At 66.9% G+C, this 12,062-nt stretch carries 12 protein-coding genes and 1 pseudogene; 4 read left to right on the top strand and 9 right to left on the bottom strand.

Annotated elements, in window-relative coordinates:
- Window positions 1-43 precede the first annotated feature (43 nt).
- The gene (locus tag C7W88_RS18770) at window positions 44-1,663 is read left to right on the top strand and encodes a GMC family oxidoreductase (protein ID WP_118075084.1); all 1,620 of its coding nucleotides are present in this window, start codon (window positions 44-46) and stop codon (window positions 1,661-1,663) included.
- Between the two features lie 167 nt (window positions 1,664-1,830).
- On the opposite strand, the gene C7W88_RS18765 is transcribed toward C7W88_RS18770, so the two are convergent.
- From C7W88_RS18765 to C7W88_RS24015, 6 genes are all read right to left on the bottom strand, one after another.
- Window positions 1,831-2,751, bottom strand: coding sequence for a hypothetical protein (locus C7W88_RS18765; protein ID WP_118075083.1), 921 nt, complete (start codon window positions 2,749-2,751; stop codon window positions 1,831-1,833).
- A 164-nt stretch (window positions 2,752-2,915) separates the two neighbouring features.
- A complete protein-coding gene (locus C7W88_RS22990; protein WP_162896255.1) occupies window positions 2,916-3,089 on the bottom strand; it encodes a hypothetical protein in 174 nt (57 codons plus the stop codon).
- On the bottom strand, window positions 3,086-3,826 hold the full coding sequence (locus C7W88_RS18760; RefSeq protein WP_118075082.1) for a hypothetical protein: 741 nt from the start codon (window positions 3,824-3,826) through the stop codon (window positions 3,086-3,088). The genes C7W88_RS22990 and C7W88_RS18760 overlap by 4 nt, the downstream gene beginning before the upstream one ends.
- A gap of 112 nt (window positions 3,827-3,938) precedes the next feature.
- The gene (locus tag C7W88_RS24025) at window positions 3,939-4,109 is read right to left on the bottom strand and encodes a hypothetical protein (protein ID WP_240345094.1); all 171 of its coding nucleotides are present in this window, start codon (window positions 4,107-4,109) and stop codon (window positions 3,939-3,941) included.
- Window positions 4,110-4,111: 2 nt separating this feature from the next.
- Window positions 4,112-4,636, bottom strand: coding sequence for a S8 family serine peptidase (locus C7W88_RS24020; protein WP_240345093.1), 525 nt, complete (start codon window positions 4,634-4,636; stop codon window positions 4,112-4,114).
- Between the two features lie 8 nt (window positions 4,637-4,644).
- Complete coding sequence (locus C7W88_RS24015; protein ID WP_240345092.1) at window positions 4,645-5,199, bottom strand: hypothetical protein; 555 nt, start codon at window positions 5,197-5,199, stop codon at window positions 4,645-4,647.
- 38 nt (window positions 5,200-5,237) lie between these two features.
- On the opposite strand from C7W88_RS24015, the gene C7W88_RS18750 reads away from it, so the two are divergent.
- From C7W88_RS18750 to C7W88_RS18740, 3 genes are all read left to right on the top strand, one after another.
- On the top strand, window positions 5,238-5,774 hold the full coding sequence (locus C7W88_RS18750) for an RNA polymerase sigma factor (RefSeq protein WP_370073287.1): 537 nt from the start codon (window positions 5,238-5,240) through the stop codon (window positions 5,772-5,774).
- On the top strand, window positions 5,771-6,496 hold the full coding sequence (locus C7W88_RS18745) for an anti-sigma factor (protein WP_118075081.1): 726 nt from the start codon (window positions 5,771-5,773) through the stop codon (window positions 6,494-6,496). The genes C7W88_RS18750 and C7W88_RS18745 overlap by 4 nt, the downstream gene beginning before the upstream one ends.
- 101 nt (window positions 6,497-6,597) lie before the next feature.
- On the top strand, window positions 6,598-7,554 hold the full coding sequence (locus tag C7W88_RS18740; RefSeq protein ID WP_162896254.1) for a hypothetical protein: 957 nt from the start codon (window positions 6,598-6,600) through the stop codon (window positions 7,552-7,554).
- 479 nt (window positions 7,555-8,033) lie between these two features.
- Here C7W88_RS18740 and C7W88_RS18735 read toward each other — a convergent pair.
- The 3 genes and pseudogenes from C7W88_RS18735 to C7W88_RS18725 form a co-directional block, all read right to left on the bottom strand.
- Window positions 8,034-9,223 (bottom strand): annotated as a pseudogene (locus C7W88_RS18735) (replication initiator protein A).
- Window positions 9,224-9,679: 456 nt separating this feature from the next.
- The gene (locus C7W88_RS18730; RefSeq protein ID WP_118075079.1) at window positions 9,680-10,771 is read right to left on the bottom strand and encodes a ParB/RepB/Spo0J family partition protein; all 1,092 of its coding nucleotides are present in this window, start codon (window positions 10,769-10,771) and stop codon (window positions 9,680-9,682) included.
- Window positions 10,772-10,854: 83 nt separating this feature from the next.
- Window positions 10,855-12,057, bottom strand: coding sequence for an AAA family ATPase (locus tag C7W88_RS18725; RefSeq protein WP_039335745.1), 1,203 nt, complete (start codon window positions 12,055-12,057; stop codon window positions 10,855-10,857).
- Between the last annotated feature and the right edge of the window lie 5 nt (window positions 12,058-12,062).

Here is a 12,062-nt window from a genome sequence, read left to right as displayed (position 1 = left end):
AACTTCAGTTCTATTCTAATTCAGGGACAGGTGCCAGAGGGTCATGGCGGAATTCGATTACATCATCGTGGGCGCGGGCTCGGCAGGCTGCGTGCTGGCCAACCGCCTCAGCGCCAATCCGCAAAACCGCGTCCTGCTGATCGAGGACGGTGGCGACAACCAGCACCCCTTCATCAAGATGGCCGGCGGCTTCATCAAGATGATGGGTAACCCCGATTACTTCCGCGTCTACCAGACAGAACCGCGCCCCGGCATGCGCGGCGGCATCCACACTTATGGGCGCGGCATGGGTGGCTCCTCGGCCATCAACGGCACCTGGTATCTCACCGGCATGCCCAAGGACTTCGACAGCTGGACCGACCACGGCCTGTCGGGCTGGGGCTGGGATGAAATCGCCCGCTGCTACAGGAAGTTCGAGGACTATCGCGATCCCGGCGCGCATCCCGGCCGAGGCCAGGGTGGTGAACTGCAGGTCACTGCCTCGACCTACCAGTCGCCGGTGCTCGATGCGCTGGTGGCCGGCTTCGGCACGCAGGGTATGCCCTGGCTCGACGATATCACCACGCCGGGCAAGCAGGGCGTCGGCCGCAGCCAGTACACCGTCGATCGCAAGGGCGTGCGCGAAAGCTCGTACAAGGCTTTCGTCATGCCGATCCTCGGCCGCCACAACCTGACCATTGCGCAGCACACGGCGGTAAAGCGCGTCACCATCGAGGGCGGCCGCGCCACTGGCGTCGTCACCGAAGCCCATGGGGAAGAGCGCACCCTCACCGCCGCGAAGGAAGTCATCCTCTCCGCCGGCGTCTATGGCTCGCCGCAGCTGCTCCAGCTCTCGGGCGTCGGCCCCGGCGCCACGCTGCAGGCCCTTGGCATCCCGGTGATCAAGGACCTTGCCCGCGTCGGCCAGAACCTGTCCGATCACACCAAGTTCGGCGTCTCGTTCGACCTTGCGAACCACCCGGGCACCAACCGCGAATTCTTCGGTTGGCGGCTCTATCGCAATGCCCTGCAGTATTTCCTCACCGGCACCGGCCACCTCGCCCGCGTCGGCATGCCGATCACCGGCCTGGTCGCCAGCGAAGGCACGCCCGAGGACTGGCCCGACCTGCAGGTCGGCGCCGCGCCCTTCGCCATGCGCACGGTGAACGAGATGGCCGCCCGCCCCGGCAGCCCGCTCACCCCCAATCCCGGCCTCACCTTCTCGGGCTACCACCTGCGCCCCAAGAGCCGCGGCTCGATCCGCCTCACCTCGCCGAACTTCCGCGATGCGCCGGTGGCTGATGCCGCGATCTGGTCCGATCCGTCGGACAAGGCCAAGAGCCTCGAACTCTTCCGCCTGTTCCGCGCCATCGCCGGGTCCGAACCGCTGAAAGCCTTCATCGGCACCGAACGCATGCCCGGCCCTGACGTGCAGGACGAGGCCGCGATCCTGGCCGAGCTTGCCAAGATGGTCGAGGTTGGCCTCCACGGCACCGGCACCTGCGCCATGGGCACCGATGAAACCACCTCCGTCACCGACACCCGCGCCCGCGTCCACGGCATCGACTCCCTGCGCGTGGTCGATTGCTCGATCATGCCCACCCCCGTCTCCGGCAACACCAACGGTCCCGCCATGGCCGTGGCCGAACGCGCGGCGGAACTGATCCTCGAGGATGCGCGGTAAGAACCCCTCCGTCAGCCGCTAAGACGGCTGCCACCTCCCCGTTTGCACTTCGTGAAAACAGGGAGGACAAGTGCCTTTTCGATCCTCCCTGTTTTTGCGCAGCACAAACGGGGAGGTGGCAGCGCGCAGCGCTGACGGAGGGGCAAGACGAAACCGTGCCCTGCCCGCTACTCCTCCTCAAGCAGCCACTTGCGCCGCTCCTTGATCGGCTCGCTGAGCTTCGGCCCCGCGCAATACTCCTGCTCGAACGCCGTCAGAGGTGGCGGTGGCGGTTCCTCGAACTTCGCGGCGATCTCCTTGCGCAGGCAGAGCCCCGCCGCTTCGCGCACACCCAGCATGTCGATGGGGGTGCGGCTCGTCTCCTTTCGCGCGATCGGTCCTGCCAGATCGGCAATCATGCCGGCCCACGCAGTCCGGTTTTCCCGAGCCTCCTTGCCCTTCCCGCCAGCCTTGGGCGAAATAACGATGCTCACCCGAACCGCCTCGGCCTCATCAAAGCTGCCGAGTTCGCGCAAACCGTTCGCAAGCCGGAATCGCGCAGCAATGGCTTCGAGGTTCCCCGCATCCGGCTTCACCAGCCGCGCCGCCTCGACGAATTCCGTATTGTAACGCCGCGCCCGTTCGCCTGCCGGATCGTCGTTCTTCGCCTCCCAGCTTGCTTCCAGCAACCACCAGTGCAGATCCTTGTCGCCCAGAAACTGAGCGGTGCGATAGGCCAGATAGCGCGGCGTCTCGCCTGCGCTGCGTAGCGCCTTGTAACCCTCGCTCGCGATGAAGGGCACAAGCCGCGCCACTTCCTCGGGCGTGAAGTCGCGGTACATCACCAGCCCGTTCGATGGGCACTGCGGCAATTCCACCGGAAACCGGCCCGAACCCAAAGGCATTCCATCCGGCAGCGCACCCCAGGTCGAGATCGACATCAGCGCCATCCGCGTGAACTTTTCGCCGCCGACCGGACAGACGACTTCTTCCTCGGTATAAGTGCTGGCCTGCGCAGGAGCCGCCCCAGCCGCCGCAAGCAACGGCAGCAACGGCAGGAACACCCGCCCGCCGCACTCGCCTGACTTGCGCCAAACCCTTGAAATCATTGCCAACAAGCGCCATCCCCCTCACCACCATCGGATTGCCACGATGCCATGCCCTTCCGGCCAGAGCAAACGCAGCTTGCACCGATCCGGCCACGCCCCCCACGCAAAAAAGGCGCGGTCCTTCCCCGGGACCGCGCCTTCAGCGTGTTTTGCCTGCCTTTACATCAATCCTGCGCGGCGGCGTCCTGCTGCTGCGCCACGCGCTTGATCTGGCCCTCGCCCATGGCCGAGACGACGGCGTTCCCGCTGCCGCTGAAGTTGGCGGCGGGCAGCAGGGCCTTTTGCCCATCGACCTTGACCAGCAGCGACTGCACCCGCCCGCGGCTGTCGGCGATCACCTCGCGGATCTTGCCGATCTTCTCGCCATCGGGCCAAGCACGCTCATCCCCTTGCTGAGCGAGAACGCGCCTTGCGCCGAAGACGCTGCGCTGCCGGCCAGCGCCAGCGATCCCGCACCGCCCGAAAGCGCGCCATTGGCCGCGCCACTCGCCGAACCGCTCGCCATGCCGGCGGCAGAGCCCGCCACGCTGCGCCCCGTCGTCGCCAGCGCACCCGCTGTGCTGCGGGTGCCGTCAACCGCCCCGCGCGCCGTGCTGCGGGACGTCCCCGCCACGTCGCCAGCGGTCGAACGCACGGCATCGGTGCCGATCAGTTGCGCATTCGCCCCGCCCGAAGCCCCGCCCGTTGCCGAGCCGGAAGCGCGGGTGCCGGTCATTCCGACCGGGCTGCCAAGCGTCTGGCCAAGGCTGCCGGTCAGCGAACCGTCGGCGCTGCCCTGCGCGCCAACCTTGCCGCTCTTGCGGTCGACCGACTTGCTGGCCGAAGCCCGGCCCGTGGCATCAGCCGATCCGCGCGTGGTGCTGCGGACAGTGCTGCGCGTCGTGCTGTCGACGCTGTCCATGGTCCGGCCAATGGTGCTGCCACCGATTGAACCACCACCGATCGAGCCGCCAAGCGTGCCGCCCAGCGATCCACCCAATCCACCGCCGATGCCCCCGCCCCCAAGGATCTGGGCCTGTGCGGCAGGAGCCAGCGCGATCAGCATGGCGGTCGAAGCGATCAGGAACTTGCGCATCGTGATTTCCTTTCCTCAATCTCTGCAGGGCCGCCTCTCGCAACGGCCTCTCACAAAGGAAAACGGATGGGCTGTCCGGTTTAATTCACGCCTTTTGCATTTTTTCGATTTTTTATCGGGCAGGCCGGCAGATCGTGCACAGCAGCCCGCGCCCATAAGTGCCATCCGGCCCGCGCGCGCCCAGATCGATCGCCTCGGCATCGAGCTTCGGCCCCATGCCTGCGCCCCATTTCAGCGCCACGCGCGATGCCACCAGCGGCGTTGCAAACGACGTGCCGCGCACTTTCACCCGCCGGCCCGCCGCATTGGTCGCCGCGATGTCGGCCCCGGCGCGGCATAGTCGAGATGCAGCGCCCGCCCCGCCTCGATCAGCGCGCGGTTGCGCCCGTCCACCGCGGTCACCGCGATCACGCCGGGGTAGGATGCAGGATAGGAAGGCGGCGCGGCGGGGCCATCGTTGCCCACCGCGGCCACGATCACCGCGCCCCTGCCCTGCGCTGCCGCCACCGCCCGCGCCAGCAGCGGGTTGGCAGGGCCAACGAGGCTGACGGAGACCACCTTCACCCCCTTGCCGACCAGCCAGTCGAGCGCCCGGGCCACGGCCAGCGCGTTGCCGCCCGCCGGGTCACTGCCATAGACATCGGCCACCAGCACGCGCTGCACCCCGGCGAACTGCAGCAGCGAGGTCACCGCGCTGCCATGATCGCTGGCCTTGGGCGCACCACGCGCAAAGCCGCGCATTTCGGCAGGTTTCAGCGCCGGCGTCGCGCCCCCGTCGATCACGCCAACGGGCGTGGCAATCGGCGGCATGGCCCTTGTTACGCCCCCGCCGCGTCCCCTGCCCTGCCCGACGCAGTGCCGCCCGGAAAGTGCAGCGTATCGGCGGATATCGTCGCCCCCGGCAGCGCCTGCGCCAGCACGCCCTGCGCGCGTGCCAGCCCCATGCCCGAAGGCACCGCCAGCCGCACCACTTCAACCCCAAGATCGTCCAGCCGCTCGCGCGAAAGCACGACAAAGCCTGCGCGCTGCGCCGTGGCAATGGCATCTGCACCGCCGTCCATCAGCAGCAGTTCCCCCCGCCGGGCCAGATCGCCCGCAGCATCCTTCTCGATCAGCTTGCGGTTGGCGCGCGCCAGCCTGTCGAGCCGGTCCAGCCGCGCCTGCGCAAGGCCCCGCACAGTCCGGGTGACGCTGCCTACGGTCTGGCCGACTGTCTGGCCCCCCAGATCGCCAACCGTATCGCCCAGCGTGCCGCCAATTCCGCCCAGCGTGCGCCCCGCCGCCCCCTGCCCCATGTCAGGAAGCGCCAATTGCGCGCCCAGCGGCGTCGCCACGGCACCCAGTGCGATCAGGGAAAGGGTCAGGCGTTTCATGTTCATGGAATTATTGCCATATTATCGCTGTCTTGGGGATTAAACGAACGACGCCACCCGTTCTATCCATCAGAAAGGTAACGACACTGGCCGATCCCTTCGCCGATGGCATCCTTGCACTGCTTCCGCGTCTGCGGCGCTTTGCCGCCGGGCTGTCGCGCGATACGGGCGAGGCCGACGATCTTTGCCAGATGACCATCGAACGCGCCCTGCGCTCGCGCAGCAAGTGGCAGCAGGGCACGCGGCTCGACAGCTGGATGTACAGGATGATGCGCAATATCTGGATCGACGAAATCCGCGCCCGCACGCGCCGCAGCGAAACCTTCGTGGTCGAGGACGCAGGCCTTGGCGTCGGCGCCTCGGGCGGGCAGGAAGCACGCGTTGAACTGGCCGACATGGATCGCGCGCTCGCCCGCCTGCCCGATGAACAGCGCGAGGCGGTGCTGCTGGTGATGGTCGAAGGCTGGTCCTACAAGGAAGCGGCGGAAATCGTCGGCTGCCCGGTCGGCACGCTCAATTCGCGCCTGGTGCGCGGGCGCGATGCCCTGATGACCCTGCTGGGAGAAGCGGCATGAACCCCACCCCCGAAGAAATCGCCGCCTTTGCCGATGGCCAGCTCGAAGGAGCCGATCACGCCCGCGTGGCCGCCGCCATCGCCGCTGACCCGGCGCTGGAACGGCAAGTTTCCGCTCACCGCGCTCTCGCCAATCGCCTCGGCGCCCATTTCGCGCCGATTACGGCCGAGCCGGTGCCCGATCACCTCGCCGCGCTGCTGAAGGCCCCGCAGGACAAGGTGGTTAGCCTTGCCGAGGCCCGCGCCCGCCGCAAGGGCCCGCCGCGCTGGGCATGGCTCGCCGGCCCCGCGCTCGCGGCCTCGCTGGTCCTTGCCCTCACCCTGCGTCCGCCTGGCGATGCAGACCGGGCAGGCTATGCCGACGCCCAGCTCGCCAGCGCGCTCGATAGCCAGCTCGTCGGCCGCCAGAGTGCCGATGCCCCGGTGCGCGTCCTGCTCAGCTTCCGCGATGCAGGCGGCGCCTATTGCCGGGCCTTCGAACGCGCTGCCGGCGCCGCCATCGCCTGCCGCGATGCGCAAGGCTGGCAATTGCGCAACCGCAGCCCAGTCACGGGCTCCGGCACCAACTCCGGCACCAACTCCGGCGCGCCCTCCGGGCAGTACCGTCAGGCCAGCAGCGCGGGCGACGTCCTTGCCGCCGCGCAGGCCATGGCGAACGGCCCCGCGTTGAGCGCCGAAGAGGAGCTGGCGGCGCAGCGAAACGGGTGGCGCGTCAGGCCCTGATTTTCCGGCAAATCCGGTCATCATGATAGGATACCAAAGTCCAAGTTTGGTATCCCTTTCGTTGACGCATGCGATTTGCCGCGCTAACCCTTGCCCCTGCCGTGGCATACGATCCCTCCCGCCTCACCCTCGCCTTCCGCCGCGGCCAGCTTGACGCGCTGGTCCGCACGCACCTCGGCCCGGCAGGGCTCTACACCCCGGAAATGCAGCAATCGCTGGCGCTTCGGCAGCTCTCGCAAGCCTGGGCAGCCTATCGCGAGGATCGCGGCATCACGCTCGGCGCCCGGCTCGTCGGCGCGGAATGTGCGGCAGAGCGCGATGCTTTCCTCGGCCTCGTCGCGCGCACCCTCCCCTCGCCTGCCTCGCCGCTGGCAGAGGCCGTGCGCACCGTCCGGCGCATCGCCGTCGCCCCCTTGGCTGCAGAGGCCCGCCAGGCCGCCACAATCGAGGCACAGAGCCTTCCCCAGCTCGAAGCGGTCATCGCCACACTCGCAAGCGATCGCCTGCCCACAGACCCGCTGGAGCGTCTCCTCGCGTTGATCGAGCACCACCGCTACTCGCTGGGCGCGGGCGAAGACGCGCTCGGCGCCACCGCGCTCAGCCCGTGCTGGGCGATCAACCTCCTCGCCCTGACCCGTCCCGAAGCCCTCGCGCTTTGCGTCCCGCCAATTCCCCTGCCTGGCCTGGCCCGCCGCCGCCTGTTCCGGGCCGATCTCTCCGCGGCCAAGCGGCGCGATGCCGCCAGCGACGGTCTGCTCAAGGCCATGCTCGAGGCCGCCCGCGATCTTGACCGCATCTGGCAGGCCACGCGCCGTTTCGCGGGCCAGTTCCCGCAGCTGCGCTCGCATTCCCGGCTCGGGAGTGCCTGGGCATTGCTCGTCAGTCTGGGCGAGCTGACCCCGGCCCAGCTCGGCCGGGCCCTCGGCATGACCAAGGCCGGCGCGGGCAAGCTGTTGCGTCAGCTCGAAAGCGGCGGCCTCGCCCGCTCCAACGGGATGTTCGAGCCCTACGCCTGCACCCCGATCGCCGCCGCCCCCTTCGCTGCCGATCTCTACTGAGGCCAGCGCCTCAGGACCCCATCCCATTATCTTCCAAACAAAGCGAAGCTTCCCCAAGGGTTAGAGGCCTTTAGATAGGGTTAGACAGGTTAAGCGCCCCGCGCCCTGCCCCGACTCGCCATTTCGCCGCGATTCGCGCCCTCTCCCGCGTTCCCGGAGTGTCGGCGAACTGTTCCCGATGGATCGGCGCTGCGTTCCTGATGGATCGAAAGGGCGTTCCCGATAGGTCGAAAGTCCGGACAGGCGCGTTCCCGATGGATCGATGGACCGGATCAGGGGTGCGGTGGGGTGGTGGGATTGAATCACTTTCCAACAGAACTCCAACAAGGAGGTTCAAATTCGGTGGATAAGCGACCTTGCGCAAAATCCGCGAGAAACACCCTGCTACCATGCCCGACACTTCGGGAACGGACGCACCTGACGAACACGACATTTTCGGAACGGCATGCGCGGTGACCGGCGTGGTCACAGGCGGGCCATCAGCGGCGCAGGGTGTGGCCGTGCTTCTCGTGGTGGCGCTTGACGAAGCCGATGAAGGCCTTCTGCCAGTTGGCCGGAAGCCGCGCGGCGTCGGCATTGACCCAGCCTTCGAACTCGGCGTGGAGCGCGTGAAGGTCCCAGCCCGGGCAGGTCTCGCGCAAGTGGGCGATGGTCTCGTCCGTCATGAACCCGCGATTGGCATTGTCGCTGAGGCCCTTCACGGCCTTGCGGATCAGGGACGAGGCATCGAAGGTTTGGGTCGGAGAAGAATGTTTCCCCGGGGAAACACCCGAGGGCGAGGTACCGCCGACAGGTGCGGGTTCTGCGGACTTGCTGCTGGTGGACGGTGCCGAAGCGCGCTCTGCCTCGGGCTGTCGTACCACGCCGCCAGTCCCCTGCCCCACCTCGCCCGCGCCGTCCTTCCCGTCGATCCGGCGCATGCGCAGCATCGGCTCGCCGCCCTTGGCGGTCTCGACGCTGAGGCCATAGCCCGGCAGCGCGTCCTTCTCGGCCAGCTTGAGGATCTCGAACTTGAAGCGGCGGTATTCGCCCTCGGCGCCGGACTTCTCGAACAGCGTCGGCATGGAGATGGCAAAGCCCTCCTCCCCTGCCCCGCCCGCGTGCTTGCGCGCCACCTTGTAGAGCCAGCGTTCGCGCCCGCCGGTGATGTCGAAATAGGCGCGGTCGATGGACAGCACGCCGCCCTTCATCATCACGCCTTCCCAGAACCAGTTGGACAGCTCGATCGTCATGCCGCGCGAGCGTTCGGTCTTTTCATCGACCAGCTGCGTCCAGCCATCGAGCCAGGAGAAGGTCGCCTCACGCCTGTTTTCGGCGCGGATATTGGTCTTGATCGTGGTCGCCACCAGACGGTCAAGCGCTTGCCCCAGCAGTTCGTAGGCGCGCCCGGTCGTCGGCCTGCCGATGGCGCGCAGCAGGTCGTAGGGCATCAGGTTCAACTTGCGCGGCACATCGTTCACGCCGCGCCGCGCCATGTCGGCCAGAACGCTGGCGCAATAGATCAGTATGTCGGCGTCCCAGATCGTCGCCATGCCATAGTCGGGGCTGGCCGAGACGTGGACCCACAGCTTGCCATCGGGGAGGTGTAGTCGATCGGCTTGACGCGCTTCGACTTGGCAAGGCTGAAGAACGGCCGCTCCATCATCTCGCGCTGATCGCGCATCGGCATGTCCGCCACATAGGGCAGGAACAGGTCGAACTGGTCGCCCGAAGGTGTGGCCCGGGTGGGCTTGGCGCGGTTCAAGGGGAGGGGGCTTTCGCGAGTGTTTCCCCGGGGAAACATTTTTGGGGTGTGAGATCTATCGGTGCGTGGTTGAGATGTTTCCCCGGGGAAACACCGTGGACGCAAGGTCGCGTTGGGCATCCTTCAACCAGCTCAGGATGAGCGGTGAGGGGGGCGGTGAGGGTGTGGGAAGAGCCCGTTCCTGCAGCCACCACCCCAAATTCCGCGCAGCCTGAGGCTGACGAAGGACCCTCTGCAAAAAATGTTTAGCTGCGCTGAACTCGGCTCCGCCTCGTTTCCCCGGGGAAACATTGGTCCGGATCGAGAGGGAAGGCACGTGTGCGAAAAGTGTTTCCCCGGGGAAACACTTTCCTGACGCCGCTGTCCTCCCCCCGTTTTCCATCAGAGCAGGATGCTCCGCCCCTCGTCCTCGAGCTGTTCGAGCGCGTCGCGCGCCAGTTCGAGGAGGGCGTCGAGGTGCATGCCCGATCCGGCGTGGAAGCGCAGGGTCACGCCCTGGCGGTTGATCGAACGTACCGTGATGGCGGGCCTGCCGCCCCGGCCTTCGAGCACGATCTCGCGTGGTGGGCCATCGGCCTTGACGGTGCCTGCGGCCATCAGGCGGGCGACGACATCATTGGCGGCAATCGCCGGATCGCCAGCCTTGCGCCGCTCTTCCTGCAGGCGGGCAAGGACCTTGGCCTCGCGCAGGATCGCCGGCGCCAGCTCGCGATTGTCGAGCAGCTGGGCGAGGGGGTAGGCGGGCTTCAGCTGCACGTCGGCCGGGCTGGCAAAGGCGGCGACCACGGCGTCAGGCAGCGAGGCGACCTTGAGCATCTTCGACAGCCAACCCTTTGACAGGTTGAGCCGATCGGCCATGCGCGTCAGGTGCGCGCCGTAATGATCGTAAAGCGCCTGCGCATAGTTGCGGGCGCGTTCAAGGTCCGAAACGTCCTTGCGGGCGCGGTTTTCCAGGTCGGCAAGTCGGAAGGCGGCTTCGTCATCAAGCTGGGCGACTTGCGCCACGAACTGCATCTCGGGATACGAGTGCGAACGCAGCCACGAGATCGACCAGTGCCGCCGGGTGCCGGCGATGACTTCGAAGTCATGGTCCGGATCGCCATCGATGCGGCGAACCACGGCAGGGACCTTCTGGCCGCCCTCGGCAATGATCGAATCGATCAGCTCGCGGCAGGATTCTACCGAGAGGTGCTCGTAGGAGCGGGCGTTGCCCTTCCACACCCGCACCCGTGCCGGATCGAGCAGGAGCTGCGTGACCTGGCGGACTTCGCCGCTCGCCACACGCGCCAGCGCGCTTTCGCGGCCGAGCAAGGTGGTGCCGCGCAGACGTTCATTTCGGGCCGGGGCAGGGGAGGGGGCTGCCGATTCGGCCACTGCCTCTGAAGTCACAGTTTCGGCAGGTTCCGATTTTGTTTCAATCACTTCCTCGTCGGCCAGAAGGCTTGCGAGATAGTCCGACTGCTTACGCGCCATAAGTCACCTCGTTGCGAAAGGCGCGGAACATAAAGTGAACATGCACATGTAGGAAAGGTGTTTCCAACTTGCGTTCAGGACGATCAGGCATGGATCACGTCCTCCTCTCGGGCCGGAGCGACGCGGCCCCAGCCGGCGCGGACGAGCTGTTCGATCTGGCCCATCGCTTCATCGAGATTGGCGCGGCAGCGCTTGTGGGTGCGCGGCGTGCCGATCGGCTTTTCCAGCTCATAGACCGTCATCATGCGCAGCGCCGCGTGGCTGATCTCGGCGCTTTCGAGGATCGGCACGGGCAGCAGGGCGGGGCCGAAAGTCTGCTCCATGATGGTGCGGACCATTTCGTGGGAAGGATCGCCGCCATCGAACTTGGAACAGATCAGGCGGACGAAGCTGTAGTCCACCGCGATCCCGGCCTCGATCAGCTGGGCGATGACCTGGTCCATCATCGAGAGGAACTGCACGGTCGAGCAGAAATCGGGTGTGGTGGCAGCCAGCGGCACCAGCAGTGCGTTGGCCGCCTGCATCACCGCAAGCGATATCGTGCCCAGCGCCGGCGGCGGATCGAGGATCACCACGTCATAATCGCGGGCCATGTCCATCAGGCCGGCCTTCAGCTTGCGGAAGCGCGCGGCGAGGACCGACTGGCCATCGGAGCCCGAAGCGGCAAGTTCGTACTCGACGTCGAACAGTTCGAGGTTCGACGGGATCAGATCGACATTGGGCCAGGGCGTGCGCTTGACCGCGTAGAGCAGGTCGGTCTGGGTCGGGTCGATTGAAAGATAAGGATAAAGCGTTTCGTCCCGCGTGATGTTGAAGTGCGGGTTGAAGCCGAACAACGTCGTCGTCGTCGCCTGGCTGTCGCAGTCCACCACCAGCACGCGGTAACCCTGCACCGCGAAATAGTGGGCGAGGTGAGTGGTGACGGTGGACTTGCCGACACCGCCCTTGAAGTTCTGCACCGCGATGATCGCCGGCACATCGAGCGGGGCGCGGGCAGGGGAGGCGCCCAGCACTTCGCGCATGTGCATCAGCTCTTCCATCGAATAGCCCAGCCGCCGCCCGTTTTCGCCCGAAGGCGGCGGGGGCAGGCGGCCGTCATCCTCGGCCATGCGGATGCGATTCGTCGAGCAGCCGAGCAGCTGCGCTGCCTCGGCGATGCCGACACGGACGTTGAGTCCCTTGCGGCTGTCTGGCAGGAAAGCCTTGCGGCGCAGGCGCTCGATCATCTTCTCGCCCGCTGAGGCAAGATCGCCGATCTGGCTGACTATTGAATTCTGATCAGACATCGCCC

Source organism: Novosphingobium sp. THN1 (assembly GCF_003454795.1).
Classification (GTDB): domain Bacteria; phylum Pseudomonadota; class Alphaproteobacteria; order Sphingomonadales; family Sphingomonadaceae; genus Novosphingobium.
The sequence above is the reverse complement of the archived record's forward strand: the minus strand, read 5'-3'. Positions and strand labels throughout refer to the sequence as shown.